This window comes from Cohnella yongneupensis, assembly GCF_042655785.1.
Taxonomy (GTDB): domain Bacteria; phylum Bacillota; class Bacilli; order Paenibacillales; family Paenibacillaceae; genus Cohnella; species Cohnella yongneupensis.
This window is the reverse complement of sequence record NZ_JBHSNC010000036.1, coordinates 113,330-129,414: the sequence shown is the minus strand read 5'-3', so window position 1 is coordinate 129,414 and position 16,085 is coordinate 113,330. Positions and strand designations below refer to the sequence as shown.

Annotated in this window: 8 protein-coding genes and 1 pseudogene; 1 reads left to right on the top strand and 8 read right to left on the bottom strand. The window is 45.3% G+C overall.

Going from position 1 to position 16,085, the window contains the following annotated elements; translation table 11 throughout:
- Positions 1 to 827: 827 nt before the first annotated feature.
- The 4 genes and pseudogenes from ACFPQ4_RS12100 to ACFPQ4_RS12085 form a co-directional block, all read right to left on the bottom strand.
- Complete coding sequence (locus ACFPQ4_RS12100) at positions 828 to 1,463, bottom strand: hypothetical protein (protein ID WP_378112106.1); 636 nt, start codon at positions 1,461 to 1,463, stop codon at positions 828 to 830.
- 3 nt (positions 1,464 to 1,466) lie between these two features.
- Positions 1,467 to 2,096, bottom strand: coding sequence for a hypothetical protein (locus ACFPQ4_RS12095; protein WP_378112105.1), 630 nt, complete (start codon positions 2,094 to 2,096; stop codon positions 1,467 to 1,469).
- 117 nt (positions 2,097 to 2,213) lie between these two features.
- A complete protein-coding gene (locus ACFPQ4_RS12090) occupies positions 2,214 to 3,452 on the bottom strand; it encodes an IS110 family RNA-guided transposase (RefSeq protein WP_378112104.1) in 1,239 nt (412 codons plus the stop codon).
- A 182-nt stretch (positions 3,453 to 3,634) separates the two neighbouring features.
- Positions 3,635 to 4,411 (bottom strand): annotated as a pseudogene (locus tag ACFPQ4_RS12085) (recombinase family protein).
- A gap of 168 nt (positions 4,412 to 4,579) precedes the next feature.
- Here ACFPQ4_RS12085 and ACFPQ4_RS12080 point away from each other — a divergent pair.
- Positions 4,580 to 4,780 carry a helix-turn-helix domain-containing protein gene (locus ACFPQ4_RS12080; RefSeq protein ID WP_378112103.1) on the top strand — a complete coding sequence of 67 codons (201 nt, stop codon included), beginning with the start codon at positions 4,580 to 4,582 and terminating at the stop codon, positions 4,778 to 4,780.
- 366 nt (positions 4,781 to 5,146) lie between these two features.
- On the opposite strand, the gene ACFPQ4_RS12075 is transcribed toward ACFPQ4_RS12080, so the two are convergent.
- The 4 genes from ACFPQ4_RS12075 to ACFPQ4_RS12060 form a co-directional block, all read right to left on the bottom strand.
- On the bottom strand, positions 5,147 to 5,758 hold the full coding sequence (locus tag ACFPQ4_RS12075) for a helix-turn-helix domain-containing protein (RefSeq protein ID WP_378112102.1): 612 nt from the start codon (positions 5,756 to 5,758) through the stop codon (positions 5,147 to 5,149).
- Between the two features lie 496 nt (positions 5,759 to 6,254).
- A complete protein-coding gene (locus ACFPQ4_RS12070; protein ID WP_378112101.1) occupies positions 6,255 to 6,791 on the bottom strand; it encodes a hypothetical protein in 537 nt (178 codons plus the stop codon).
- Between the two features lie 12 nt (positions 6,792 to 6,803).
- On the bottom strand, positions 6,804 to 12,512 hold the full coding sequence (locus ACFPQ4_RS12065; RefSeq protein ID WP_378112100.1) for an RHS repeat domain-containing protein: 5,709 nt from the start codon (positions 12,510 to 12,512) through the stop codon (positions 6,804 to 6,806).
- A 16-nt stretch (positions 12,513 to 12,528) separates the two neighbouring features.
- Positions 12,529 to 16,050, bottom strand: a complete 3,522-nt coding sequence (locus tag ACFPQ4_RS12060; RefSeq protein ID WP_378112099.1) for a fibronectin type III domain-containing protein — start codon at positions 16,048 to 16,050, stop codon at positions 12,529 to 12,531.
- Positions 16,051 to 16,085: the final 35 nt, after the last annotated feature.

Here is a 16,085-nt window from a genome sequence, read left to right as displayed (position 1 = left end):
CTATTTCATTAACATGGTGGCTCTCACTCATTAACTCAATGGCTCTATGGCGCCGAAATACTCACATTTCAATTGTCGGGTAGCATAGGCTCTTATCGCTCATGTAAGCGACAAGGTCAATGAGAATTAACTTCTCATACTCACTTAGCCCTAAACAACGATGGATTTTGTGCGGCACTATGGTAAATCCCTTGTGTTTAGAAGTGAGCGTACTCTCTTGGCATACAGTATTCATGTACTCGTTGGCGGCTTTGGAATTACTTATCAGCCAAATGTCATTCATCTCGATTACCTTCCTTCTTGTAGTCTAGTACCGCTGTGCGGCGGCAATAAAGTTAGGAAGGCGGCTAGCCCAAAACGTCACCTTACCTGTTCTATGTCAACTGGCACGTTACCAGTTTGTTTGCTCACTATAACAATCGCTGCATATTGTCAGTTAGTTGCGGAGGGTTTTACTCTAATTCATCTCTCGTACACTGTAATAGTCGGTCTATGTATTCCAAGAGTTGCGAAAGATTATTTACACATTCTGTTCATTATGAGAAAACCGCAAGAAAACGAAGGTAGGGTAAACTGAAGGAATAGCGGAGGTATCTGATGATTTAGAGGGTAAGTATTAGAGGGAAGTTATGACGAAAGGGTATAAAATCATCGAGCGTTTGTCCGTACAATGATATTTAAGAAAATCTTATACGGGGCTAACGAGGGTTAAGTTCTTTTGTAGTGTGCCGCCCGCTTCACTCGGCACTGGGTGGGGGTCACATTCAAGAAAAAGAAAAACCACATGGAGTTGTTATACTCGCATGTGGCTTCATTAAATTCAACCGTTAACTAAAGATTATTTTTTTAGTAAACCTCTCAAACATTTCAAGTCCTAAATCATCTTCATTTCTTAAATATGCTTCATATATATCATTGATGATTTTCTGTAAATTGGGCTTTTGTAATAAATAGGCTGCTCCGACAGCATTCATAGCTCTTGTATATCTTATTGGTGCATGTAATCTGCTTGAAGTGTCCTCTACCCTACAAAGTGAAAATACCGTTTCAAGATTTGAATACGTTTCAAAATACTGAATTCCAATCTTCAGAACAATTTCACTTATTTCACTACAAACTACTTCGATATCTTCATGCCTAGAAATCGTCCATCTTTGTTGCTCACCTTCAATTAAATTACCGTACTCAACTCCCAAAGTAGCCGTTTGTTTTTTTTCTTTTGCCGATAGGTATTCATTTACTTCATTTTTCAAATCCTCAATCGCATCAATTCTTACGGCAAAATTCAATACTAGATCAAAATCATTACTGTGATCAATAAATGAAATATGGGCGGCTGCTTTACCATTGCTTAGCAATTTCCAAATCGTCTGACCGTTAAGCTTTTTCTCAAATCCAATTTGCGATAGCTTCTCCGTAAGTCGTTGAAGAAAATCTTTCTTAATTATTTTCTTATTTTCCATAAATCAGTATCTCCTGACTTCAGTAGTAATTTTCTTTGTCACACCTTTTAATTCAACTGGAGCATTCTTTCCAATGATCGTTCCGCCCTTACTAGCCATTGAAGTGTCTTTAGCAAGCTGTGATTTACTCAGTACAGCATTCCCGGATTTTACTTCAATTGCCTTAATATTTCCTTTAGCATCTTGAACCAAATGATCAACAATTCTACGTCCTTCAGCGGTTTTAACACTTACTTGACTACCTAATATTTTGTATCCTTCACTTTGAAGCTCTTTTTTTGCAAGAGCTTCCGCAGCTTGCCCTTGTATTTTATTTGCTGCTAATGTGGCAACCTTACTTGCAACTTTTTTCTCTACAACATGCGCAACTTCATTAGCAACTAACTTTGCTCCGACCTTAGCTATAGCTCCGCCGCCCGGAATAAAGTTGGAAGCCAAACTAACCCCTGCAAATAACTTAGCTCCAAACGATGCATTTGAACTAGTCAGCGTTCTAATGTCATCGCCTATGGTTACATTGTAAGCAACCTTAGCAACAGTAGCTACTGCCTTTAAAGCCTTCTTCCAACTCCAATGCCCTGTAGGATCTTCGTTAATCAGCGGATTATTCTCTACATACGTATAGATGTTCAACGTAAGCGGATTATCAATCTGCCCCTCATACGTATCCTAGTTAATAAAGCGTACTCTCCTAGCAAAATGGGCGGCAGACTGTTATCGCTACAATCACCGCCCGACACTATGATTTTATCATGCCGCTTCGTTACTGGATACTACTGGGATTGTGTATGCTGACTTGGTTTTCATCAGGTAATAGATGACGTTGACGAGTTTTCTCATGATGCAGACAATCGCTTGCTGCTTGGTTTTCCCCACCGCCATCTTCTGCTCGTAGTACGCTAGGAAGTAGGGATTGCGCGGCTCTTTCTTGGTACGAGTAACTGCAATCTGACGAATCGCAAGGGCTTTAATGATGTCATGTAGTTCTCGATTGCCCTGCTTGCTCTTGTAGTTCCTATGTTTGTTTCCCGAACCTACTGCGATTGGAGCGATTCCGGCGAATCGTGCAAGCTTGTCAGGGCTTGCGAAACGGTGAATGTCTCCAATCTCCGACACCAGTTCAGCAGCCGTAACAAGTTCTATGCCTGTCATCGTCTCTAGTTGGAAACCTAGCTGTTTCATCAGACTCTCGATTTCCTGCTCGATACGGGCTATCTCCCGCCCGTAGAATCGGATGCTCTTAACAAGCCCTTTGACAATGAAGTCTCTCTTGTCTTGGAAATCGCGGGTTGTATCGCCATCCTCGACTATTAGCGTTAGAATCTGCTCTGCTTTCTTAGTAGATAGTCCGTTATTGCTCAACTTTCGGAGATACTTTGCCAGTTCCTCTGCCCCCATGCCTGACAATCGAGAAGGTGAAGGATACTTATGCCAAAAGGCTAACGCTGTTTTTCCGTCCACTTCGGAGAAGAACTTCTTGTAACTCGGATAGTGATAGCCTAGCTGCTGATGCAGCCGCTTTACCGCCCCTGTAAGGCTCTTTGCTTGCCATTTCCGCATCGTGACTAGCTGACTTATCGCCCAATACAAGTCAACTGGCTTAGCATCCGGCAAGTTCGGCAATTCATCCCGTAGAACCTTTGCCACACATTCAGCATCCCATGAATCGGACTTCTGAATTGTTACATGGCTTTTGCGTCTTGCATTGGCTAGCTTGGCATTGACTTCCTTCACCCAACAGGATTTCTCCGTTAAGTAGACCGCTAATGCTCTGCCGTAGCCGCCGACATCCTCCAAGCCATATACTACGGACATCCCCTTCTTGGTGTACTTCTTGACTTCCTTCTCAAGAAGCGGGAACGCTGTCGGCTTGTTATCGAACTTGATTTCTCCTAACTTCTGATTCCAACAGTCGATGATAACGGCTGTGTGATGCTGCTTGTGAAGGTCTACCCCCACATATACCAATTTGTCCGGCTGAATAATCATCCTCGTCACTCCTTGTTGTTAGATTGAATGGTTACTGACGAGCAGGAACGATATTCCCGCCCATGAGTAACCACCCAATTGGATGGTTACGGGTATTGTCCAATAATCAGTTCGCATCCTCAGTTCGAGCGGACAAGCCGCAAAGACACGTTAGCGAATCCTGATTTGCTTCAATACTCCGATTAAATGATTGCTTGATGAAGCCCTTCGGCTTCTATGCCGCCATATCGGTAAAGCCCCTTATAGAAGCCCCTGCGGTCTAATATCCGCTTTACTTGCACTTTCGTGAACATCTTGCCTTGTTGCGTTGTAAAGCCTTCCTGATTCAATTCTGACGCTATTTTCTCAAGCGTCCAATTCGGGTACTGTTCCCGTATGTCAAAGAGCCGTATTACTGCCTGTGCTTGCTTCTCGTTCACTTCTATCGCCTTGTGACCTTTACGGGCTTTGTATCCGAACGCCGCCCGTCCTCCTGCGTAGCCGCCCTGTTCTGCCTTCTTATTACGTCCTCGGCTTAACTTCATACTGATTTCTAAGCGTTGGTAAGCATCGAGCAATTCCATAAGACCGTTGATTAGAAAGTCGGACGGGTCTTTCTTGAAGATGGAGTAAGTCGGCTACTCGATGCTTTTCACATCCACACTGTACTTCTTGAACTCTCGATGAACTAATACTTTCACGATGTCAGACCGCCACAAACGGCTTGTATTGAGCACGACAACTACGTCAATGGACTGCGTAGACAGGGCGGCTAACATGCTCTGAAAGCCAATTCTGTCCACCTCAAGCGCATCTTCATCGACCTTCGCCCCGCTGATGCCTTCATCCGTAAAGATGTCTTGCAAGTTCCATCCCTGAGCCTGACAATAGGAGCGGATTTCGTCTTGTTGGTATGCAAGACTGTAACCGTCCTTGGCTTGTCCGCTTGTTGATACTCTGATGTAGCCGATGACATTCATGCTGTTTCCTCCCCCACCGTTACGATAATTAGGATTATTGTAACGCTTAACCGAATCATACTTCAATTATATACCGCTTAACCGAATCACACAATGACTTTTACTTAGAACGATGCTATAATCGTCTAAAAGTTTAGTACGGTTAAGCGTTACTCTTGGAGGGTAAACATGGCGATTCGTGTAAGGCTACGGGAACTATTGGAGCAAAAGGGGATTTCCCAACGAGAACTCGGACGATTAACAGGACTTCGTGCTAGCACTATCAATCATCTTTGTTCTGACAACGTAGACAGGGTTTACTTAGAGACGCTTGAACTAATCTGCAAGAAGTTAGACATTCGCATTGAAGAACTCATAGAGATTGATTGAGGACACCGTCCTCGGCGGCAACGATGATATTCAAGACTTTCTAGTGAAGATTCCTTGCCCATCTTACCCACCAAGAATCAATTATCTCCCCCGAAATCGCAGACCGCCAACGGCGCGTCTGCTGATTCTTTTTCAAATGATTCTTTAAATGATTCTTGGAAATGAGTATTATTTATATTTCTTATTAGTGAGACTCTAGGACGGTAAGAAACAGACTTTACGTCTATCAAACAGACTCCCAGTCTACCGTTACCGACTCTGCGCCATTATCATGGACACATTGTCTAAACCGCCTGTTTCATCGTTCATTGCAGACTAAGTGGCGGTTATTAGAACAGGGAGTCTGATGAAATGACAGACTCTATTTTATTGTCCGTTCACATCAGGCGGAAATCGTTTCGCCAACTCCGAATTGAGATGTTGAGCGAAGCTCTCGAGGATTTCTTGTTCTGCGAACTTGGGTATGAATCTCCCATCATGTAGCTTTTGAAGTCTCGTTGTAAACGCCTTATACTCGTCACTCTTCACGATGCCTTGAACCCATAACGTCAGTTCTCGTTCGTTGACGTTTTTACGCACATTACCAATAAACTCATGCGTTTTTTCGGACATCAGCAAGTACGGGTGGGTGTGGAGATAACTCGGCAAGTAATACGTATTGTTTTTCCTGTCCTGACTGACAAGAATCATCTTCTTTTCCGATAGCCCCGCGACATGTCGCTCTATCGACTTAGAACTGCATCCAACGTCTCTAGCCATTGTTTCGATTGTCGGATAACAGAGGTTCTTATCGCTCATATACGCGATAATGTCAATCAGAATCAGCTTCTCATACTCGCTCAATCCATAGCACCGAAGGATTTTATGCGGTACTTTGGTAAACCCCTTGTGCCTAGATGTGAGCGTACTCTCTTGGCATACAGTGTCCATATACTCGTTAGCGGCTTTGTGATTCCTTTTCAACCAATTGTCATTCATTACGATTACCTTCCTTCTTGTAGTTGCCGCTGTGCGGCGGTGATAAAGTCAGGAAGGCGGCTAGCCTGCACATTACCTTACCTGTTCTATGTCAACTGGCACGTTACCAGTTCATTTTCACCGTAACTATCGGGGTACATTTACTGTTTGTTGCGAACTATTTCTTTTTTCTTCATAGTTTTGATTTGGAAAAACCGCAAGATAACGAAGGTAACAAAATCTAATGAAAAATGGAGTCATCTAGCAATTATTAGGTCAGTCACAAATACGAATGTAACGGTTAAGGGTTATATTCATAGCATTTGATGATGTACACACACCGAAATCGGCAAACTATGGTACAGGCATAATGAGCATAAGTATGAATTGAACAGAGCCGCCCGCTTCATTCGTTACCCGGGTGGGGGCAAAAAAAAAAAGACCACATGGAGTTGTTACACTCGCATGTGGCTTATCATCCCTTGCGTAGGCATTCTAATCTTTCAAGGTAATTAACTTAAGTGAGTTTTAAATCATACTCGGGGGATTGGTTAATATTTATTGTTATTAATCTTCTTTCGTTGGATAGCAACTTCGCTTCTGGACCTACGTAATATCTTCCTATTTTAATAAATCCTTTGGTAACTTTTTTGGTGAATTCTTTAAAGAAATTCAATCCTACTGGTAAGGAACTGATAGTAGTTATCCTACCAAAGATAAGGTACCCATCACCATATAATCCGCCTGGAGCAAAAAGAAGTGACTCCGTATTTATCAATTGGTCTATTGCATATTTCATACCTCCCCTTTGCTGTGGTACATTCCTAATATTTAGCTGAGTACTTTGATCCATAACGAGATAAGCATGAGTTAGCCCATTTCCAGATTTGTTATAACCCAATTCCTCAATCTCTAAGGCTGAACTGTATATTTTGACATCTTCATTATCAAAGAGACCACTTCTAACATACTTAAGTGAATATTCACCCTCTATCTTTTGCAGTCCGGACATAATATCTGATTTCGTCGCGAAAAACAAAACTTCTTTTGACATACAAACCTCCAATTATTTCTTTTTTGGAATAGCAAACGTCTTGCTTCCTATTCCACTTGTTTTTTGTCGAATCGAATTAAGATTATTTGCCTCTCGGGTAGTCATTTGACCATTTGAACGAGTATCAACTGTATTAATCCTTAAGGTTTTCCCATTTTTTGTTGCAGTAATATCCGGATAATTACTACCTTTCGTACCATTTGGACCAGGTAAATATTCTTCTTTCTTACCCGCTCCGTGTGTTACTTCCCATCCTTTTGACTCGAGCTTTTGTGCGATTTCCCTGTTTTGTTCTCGAGTAACCTGATTTCCTAACCTACCACCTTTGCTTGCTACCTCAGAAACAACTTTCTTCTCAACAACATGAGCAACTTCTTTTTCAACTAACTTTACTCCAACTTTTGCTACCGTTCCGCCACCCGGAATAAAGTTGGAAGCTATACTCACTCCCGCCATGAGCTTTGCCCCAAACGATGCATTGGAACTTGTCAAGGTTCTAATGTCATCGCCTATAGCAGCATCATAAACTACTTTTGCAACTTTTGCTGCAGCCTTAAATGCACCCTTCAAGCTCCAATGTCCAGTTGGGTCTACGTTGATAAGCGGATTATTCTCAACATAGGTGAACAGGTTCAGCGTAAGCGGATTATCAATTTGCCCCTCATACGTATCCTCGTTAATAAACCTGCCAAGCCGTGGATTGTAATATCTGGCGCTCAAATAGTACAAACTGCTCTCGTCGTCGTACACTTCACCCGTGTACTTGAAAGGGTTGCTCATTGTCTCCGACTTGGACGTGATGTTGCCCCAGACGTCGTAATCGTAGCTGTTCAGGGTTGCGCCGGTAGCGTTCGTGATCTGCACGACGTCGCCATGGCCGTTGTACTGATAATAACCGGCTTTGCCCGAAGACAAGTCCTGACGATAGACAAGATCGTTCCCCCACACGTTGCGGGCGATTAGATTCCCTTGACCGTCCAGCTCTTCTAGCAACTTCCCGTTCACGTAGATATACCGGGTCGTTACGCCGTTAACCGTCCTCGTAGCGCGTTTGCCATCCCCATAATAAGTATAAGATGCAGACGTGCCCTTCGAATCAGAATATGTCTTCAGCTGATTCAAGGCATCGTACGAGTAGCGCTCTTGACCGGATGTCGCGATTGGTTCTTCGCTGGTCTCCATCGTAAGCCGATCTCCTAGATCGCTGTACGTATACTTCTTCTGCTCGGTTCCCTTATCTTCCTGCCGGATACGGTTAACACCGTCGTATTTGAATTCCGCATGATCGCTGACGCCTCCGCGAACGCGGTCTATCGTCTTGATGTTCCCGAATCCATCGTAGCTGAACGTTTCCGCCCAGTTTGTAACACTGTTCGCGCTGATCGTATGGGTTTGGAGCTCCATGAAGGCGTCCCGCTTCGTTTCCTGTTTAACGCCGTTAGGGAACTGCACCGCCTCATTATTCTGGTTGCTTGCAATCGTATAATTGTAATTGACCGGCGTTGCGCCGAAGTCCGGGTACTTGACCGAGGTAATACGATTCAACCAGTCATAACCATATTCGACCTTCTTATTGTCAGGATAGGTGATCTTTTGCAGCCGATCATACGCATCGTATTCCATGCCGAATGTTCGCCCGGCTACTGTCTCAGTATCTTTACGCTTCCATTGGTCGTAATGATAGCTTTGCGACTCGTTCGTGCTCGTCGTAACGGACTCGAGAAGCCTTGTATTTGGATTATACGTATACTTAGACCAATAGATTTCTTGATTGGAAGCATTCTTAACGGATAATTTATCTACTTCGTAGTAAGGGGTGTATTGATAGTATCGATTTTGCCCCATTTTATCCGTGAAACGTTCCGTCAATCCAGTGTTAGTGTAGTAGGTTTTCTCTACCTTGCCTTCCTGGTTTGTGGCCGTTAGCAACCAACCAAGCTCGTTATAGGATTTGCTCTTTTGCAACTTGCCATTGATCGTAAAAGCAAGCATCTGACCCGAGCGGTTATACACGAAACGATAGACTTGTCCAATGTGGTCCTTCAAGTAGATCAGATTCCCGGCTCCGTCATATCCGAAGCTCGTCATCTGAATACCCGAGGACGTCGACTCTTTCTTGTCCATCATTTGACCCGTCGCATTATACGTATAAGCCGTCGTCACAACCTTGGACGCATCCGGATTTTGTTCGATTTCCCGAATCGTTCTTCCGTAAGCATCTTCGATCCTTATGGTTTGATTGCCATCCGGGGCGATCGTACTACTGGATTCGCTCCAATAGTCGTAACCGCCCGGTTGGCTATTCAAACTATTATTCGTATAGTACGCGTACGTCGTACCTGACTTATCCGTCGTCGCTTTAACCCGGGACTTAGAGTCGTAAGCATATGTCTTAGCAAAATCGGATTCGTTATACGGCAACGATTGAAGTACGTTCATTCCATCCGCGGTCGTATTCACTTGCATAATCCGCGTAGTTCCGTTAACGGTCCGCTGACTCTTCACGTCAAGCCCAAACGGCGTATAGAACGTCTTCTGGATTTCACCATCAGGCGTTGTAACCGTCACGCTGCGCTCGCTATCGTTATAATCGATAGAGGTAAGACGTGCAGTCGCGCCTCCACTCGAAGGCGCAGGATTGAACTGGGACGTCTTCACGCGATCTAAATAATCATATGTTTCGCTCTCGAAGCTACCGTCAGGATAAGTGGTCTTAAGAACATTCCCTCGGATATCGTAATCGTAATCCACAGAAAGCGAAGTTTGCGTTTGATCCTGCCCCAGCTTCACCAACGTCGTCTCGATGTCGATTTGGCCTCTAACGGTATTCACGTAAGAGGTAATCGTCGTTAATGGATCTTGGCTATATTGATCACCGGTTCCTGAATCGATTACCTGCTTAGGGAGATGCTGGCTGTCATATTGCGTATATTCCGTCGTCGTGCTTTCGGTCTTCGTTTTCGTCGGATCCGTTGGATCCTTGTACTGCGTCGTGGTTGTTTGTTTCCACAACAAATTCCGTTTTAACGGATCAGCATCGTTCGAAGCATAGTACGTATAAATGTCCGTCTTAATCGACGAGCCATCCTGGGCCGTAAACGTCTTCTTGCTTATTTGATGGAACGGACCACTGTACTCGTAGATTGTAACGTTACCGAGCAAATCGGTATCGGATGCAACATACCCCCAGGAGTCGAACGAATTGGTCGACGTTTGCTTCGTTATTCGGTTCCCCACGACGGGCAGTGAAGGGTTTTGTAAATCCGTAATCGTGCCGGAGAACGTGTGCGTCGCCCTTGGCAGCTTCTGACCGGGTTCATATTCATAGGCTGTTACTTCATGAGGTTTTTGGTTGTACTGAACGTTCTGATACGTATAGTTCCAAGCGTTCAATCCAGATACTTCTGTCCAATCGAACGCTTTGACGAAGCTTTTTCCATTGTTGATATAATGACTGTACGTATAGTTATAGCTCGTCCCGTCGGCGTTAAGCTCGGCTTTCTTAATTGTCTGCTTGTCGCCGAACCTGGAGCTTTGACGAAGTCGCGGAATGCCGTTCTTGTCCGTCTTCCAATATTCTTTCAGGTTATATCCATGATCGGTATGAAGATTGTAATAGTAATCGGAAATCTGCTTGTTCACGCTGTCTTGCGTATAAATGTAATCAACGCGATCGACAGCATGATAGGAGAAATATTGAATCGCGAAGTCGTCTTGATACATGCGAGTCGTGCCGCGCGCGTCCTCTTGTGCTTGCCAAGTGGATTGCGTATACCAACTCGGACTATAGTTTTGATAGTTGAACTGTACGGTTAATCCATCGAAATAATTGATATTCTTGATGAGCAAATAAGGAATTTCTCCGTATGTGCTCGCATTGTTAAGTCTAATGTTGGACAAGTCGTAATATTGATTGTCGCTCCACGTATCAAACGAGCTCACGTAGACGGATCGGGATGGATCGCCGTTCGGCGTTGACCAATACGTATAACCATCCGCCTTGTAGTTAAAATCGGCGAGCTTTGTCGAATCTACCGTATAGTAAGTATAAGTCTCTAAACTTTTAGCTGCTTGAACGTCGGTTACGCCGTTAAGCTGCCAATAGGACAAATTCTCGGTTACGTTCTGATATCCGCTTGCAGTCCACTTTCGATAGGTAACCGAAGAGTTCATTTGCGTAGCATTATACTGGATATCACGAATCGTAGCGGTACCGTCAACCGCTTTAATGCCCGTAATTCGCTGCGTCGTGCTATCACGAGATATCGTAACGACTCTTCCATAGGAATCCGTGATCGTAATAGCGGTCGGTGTATAAACATACGTTACCTGATCGCCGAACTCATTCTTTTTACTTATAATATTGCCTTGGTCGTCGAATTTGTAGGTGATTTGCCCGTCAACGGTAATGCTGTATTCGTATTTGCTCGTCGTGGCGTTAAGCGCTTTGTTGTAGCTTACGTTCTGGTACGGATAATCGAACACCTGTCCATTTCGGAACTCGTACGAACTGCCGTCATCCAGCGAAAAGGAAACCTTTTCGTAAGGCGTTGCCAGCGGAATAAGAGCATATCCGTCTTTATAACACACGTTCGTACCGTTATAACCCCCGCTGCAGCTTTCGCTAACGCGGTAATTTTGGATTTCCGCCTGAACATCCGCCTTTTCCATCGATGGCAAGGACAAGGTCCATCCGGTCGCGATGAATCCCTTCATATCCGTTAGCGTAGGCGCTCTGCCTAAATTTCCTTGATCCTGGGCATATGTGTTCGTGGCCGAATCCAGAAGCGCCGTGTATTCGGGATTCAGAATTTTACTACTTAAAGAACTGTAGCTCCTCGAAAGGACGATATCCAACCCTTTCTTACCAGGCAGCGACAAATCCGTAACGCTATGATTGGCGGTTCTATAAGTCTCGTCGACAAGATCATCGGTATTCGACTTATACGTATATTTGTTTTTAAACTCGGTTACTTTGTAGGATGAAGGCGCAGCAAGCGCTTGTACTTCTAATTTGCTTGATGTGGCGGCGATACCCGACATTTTGTCCTTTGCCTTCTTCAGCTTCTCGCCGTCCGCCCGAGCGGCTTCCCGATCTTTCTCTTCGTCTGCTTGATCATAGAGAATCGGGTGCTTGTCGATATACTTGCTTCTGCTAACCCGGTAGTCATAGCTTTCAACGGCAGCGGGAGCCACGCTTTCCAGTTCGTCTAGCTGTTTAGTTTTAAGCTTTGCCATCTCTTTGTTAACTTTATCGGTGTCCCAGCCAATCAATTCCTTCTGTTCATCTTCAGTAAGCAAGGAATAATAGGTCGGGTTGTAGTATGCCGTCAGCAGCTTCATCGCGGGAGTGAAGTCGGATTTAACCTTCTTCACCCGCTCTTTCGGCGCTTTAAGACTGCTTTTTATTTTATCTTTGTATTTAACAGCTTTCGCCTTATCCTTAGCTACGTCGACGGATTGTGCGGGATCTGCGTCCTCGGTCGGTGTATTGCCGAACGGGTCGATCGTCTGTTTCAGTCCCGCGATCTCTTTGAATGTCGGTTGGGAATCAGGCAACGCAACCGGATCGTTAGGAACGGGCGGCCCGTCGTAAGGAATGTAATCTTCATCGAACGCAGACGACGGCATTTGTTCGGCAACTACAAGGTTTGGAGCTACCGAAGTATAGAATAGAACGAACGCCAATAAGGCGATTAATGAACGCTTAAATTTAATCATCGGTTTCTATCCTCCGTTATTCGTCGACTTCAATCGTACGATAGTCCGTGTCAGTTAAGTTCCCGTTAGCGTCGTACTTATACTCTGCCATGAACAGATGCAGGCCCTTTTGGACGTTCATCATAAGAAGTCGACCTGCGTTATTGTACTGGTAGTTATAGACGACTCGGCTGATTCCGAGAGAATAAGCTTTAGGGCTGTTATCGCCGTTTACGCCTGATAGCTTGATATAGTAGGTTTCACCGGCAGTTACCCTGAAGGTAAGCTCCTCCGCCGTTCCGGCTGGCTTGCTGCCCGAAGCGACTGAAATTTGTGAAGAATTCAATATAACCGCATCGTAATTAACCCCTGTCGGCACTTTGACAGTGAGGTGATATAACCCGGTATACTGCGGCGTGAATTTGTAATAATCGACGTCCGATGCAGTTTCGATCGTGCCGGTATACACCGTGAACACTTGGGCAGTCGTAGCCTGCGCGAGGGTATTATTCGGTTCTTGAACATCCTGAACGCGAAGCCAACCCGGCGCTGACCAATCTGACCAATTAATTCCGTCGAATACTCTTACCCGAACCTGATAATCCTGATTTCTCTTTAACGAACTGCTGACGGTATGGGAACCTTGGTTCCCGATACCCGTGTAGGTTACGGCACCTGAGTCATAGATCAAAGAGGTCATCGCCGAATTCCATACTTGCACCTGATTTTTGACGAACACTGTTCCGATATCCGTATCGAGCTGATTCCATTGAATGGTCGGCGTTGCTTGCGATACAATCGTAGGCGCTGAAGATGTACCCAGAGGGGAACTCAACGTTACGATCGGTTTTACATTGTCCGGGAGCTTCAACATTACGTTATCGAATCTCACTTCACCTTTGCCGTTGGCTTGATACGCCGATAATCGTAAATGTATGAGCGCCGATGTCGTATGGATTGGAGTAACGCCCGTTGACGTAACGTGGATGTAATCCGCCCCGGCTTCGGTCACATCCTTCGAAAATGCGCCTAGCACTTGATTACCTTCGTCTAACCACTCGACGAAAACGGTTGCTTTGGTTCCCGTTGTTTCGGCTAACTGGACCCATGCCCCGAATTGATAAGGCGTATCGCTTCCGATAGCGATTTGTTGCGTAACTTCAGCGAATTCCGATGGCTCTACGGCAACCAAAGTAAGTTGTTGCGCTTGAAGTTCGAGCTGAGGAACTGCCGTAGACAGATTCGCTCTCGCGCCGTAAGTCGCGTCGACTACGCTTGTCCAGCCATACACACTGTTTGTGACGCTGTTCCATTGATCTCCGATTCCGAGAGTTGTTCCTGGAGTTTCGAAACTGTTGTTCCGCACAAGATTATCAGGTTGGCCGCTAGCCTCCGTTTGGAAAGAAGAAGAATAGGCAGCGGTCGCAGGTATCCCGTCCAGATCGGTAATCGCATTTGCAGGAACCGTCAAAGTGTAAAGCGTACCCGGAATAAGCAATTGAGCAGGGATAATTCTAAGCTTTGTACCATCTACGAGCGCTTGAACAGGCACGTTCGTACCGTCGCTCGATAACGTGATCGTGTTAATTCCAAGGCCTGACAGTATTGCTTTGCTGTAATTCAACTGAATTGTCGGATCAAGCGGTACTTGCAAACTTCCGGTCGCCGGATCGGCATTAATGAGTGTCGGGCCGGTCGATGGTTGCGTGACGAACACTAAATCCGAACTAAAGGCCGATGCGTTGCCTGCCGCGTCTTTAGCTCTCACCTTAACGCGATACGTATTCGCGGGCGCTAAATTTTTCAATTCTGCGGTAGTTTGCGTAGCCGTTCCCATTAATTCGGACGTAGTGGCATTATAAATTTCGTATTGCATGACGCCAAAATTGTCGGTTGACGGCGACCATTGCAGACGTACGGATTTATCCGTTATTTCCATGGAAGAGAGATATGTCGGGGCGCTTGGCGCCTGCGTATCAGGGGTGCCGTCCCATGGCATCGTCAAGACAATTATGGGATTACTTTCCGATGAAACATTGCCTCCGCGGTCGACCGCTTTAACTGTAAACGAATACGAAGTATTTTCGATTAACCCAATGATCGGATAGGAGGTAATCCCATTGGAGTTGCCTAGCAATACGCCATTCTTGTACACTTGATAATCTACCGTATCCGCGGAAACGGAAGGATCCCATGCAAGATCCACGGAAGTAATCGATTGTCGAGGAGATTTCAATCCTACTGGAGCGGTAGGTGCCGTTTTATCGTAAAAGAACGTTTGGATTATCGCATTCGATTTAGCCCCTAACTGATCCTCCGACCAAACGGACAACGTATGGCTGCCTTCGGTCCAGCCCGTGTTCACGTTCAACGCGAAAGGACCGAACGATTGTGTAGATCCCGTAGTCGTCAAAGTTTGCAAGGTTACGGCAGCTAAATTATCGATACTATACTTGACGGTTACCGTATCGCCGGTATCAGGTTTATTAATGGTTCCCTTGATGAATAACGAATTGTACCCCGTTTGATTGGAAACGACCGTATCAGCTTTAGGCAACGTCAGATCGAATTGAGGAGAACCGTTTTCCAAATAGTTGATTTTTACCGTATAGGAATAGTAGTAATCATAACCGCCGCTATAGATATAACCGGTATAATTTTGTTTTACGTAGCCCGTGCCCGGATCGGTAACTGTACCGGAGTACCCTTGCGTGTAAACAGCCGGAATCGTCTTCGATAACGTTCCGGAGTAATCCGCTCGCCAGACCCTTGTCCTGGTATAGGTACATCCTGAACATGGACCATTATCGGAAACTAAAGTCGTACCTGTTCGGGGAATAGATCCGACATAGCCATTCGAGTTAATAGATAGAGAACTGGGGGCCGATCCCGAACAGGTTTCGTTATTTTGGTAAACCCCTTTTACATAGGTCGAAGTGCATGTATTCGTATAAGAGCCGGTGAACGTTTGACTTTGCGTGGAGGAAGGAGTCGATACGTAGCAACCTGTCGCGCTCAACGTCCCAGTGTAATACCCCGAGCTATACGATATGCTGCTTGATGAAGGACAAGAGCCGCTCTGGGACATTGAGGTCGATACCGTCTTCGAGCTTGGCGCCCGATACGGATTGCTGTATACAGGCGCTCCGTTCTTGTATAGCGTCCCGACATAACCAGTACCGTCGGAATAAGTAATCGGATTGTAAAAACTATCCGTCGCGGCCAGTACATCGGTAGTTACGTATTTAGAATACTTATAACTGTTATAGCTCGATCTCGTTGGGCTTCCGCCGCCCGCGGTGATCGTTACTTGATCGCCGCTTACGGTGTAGTTGAACGATGCGTTCGAAGGCTCCACCGTAACACTAGTTATGGACTTCAAATTGGGCAGCGTGATCGTCTGCGTGCGACTAGCCGATGAACCGCTTTCAGGAAAACTCGTCTGTGTGATTTTAACCGTGGCTGCGCTGGCTGTATTATCGAAGTCGTTAACGATAATCCCAGTAACAAGCAGCACAAAGCAAAGACTTACGTGCAAAACTCGCTTCAACTTCCTCATTCGCTACTATTCCTCCTAAACAATGGTATTTTGGA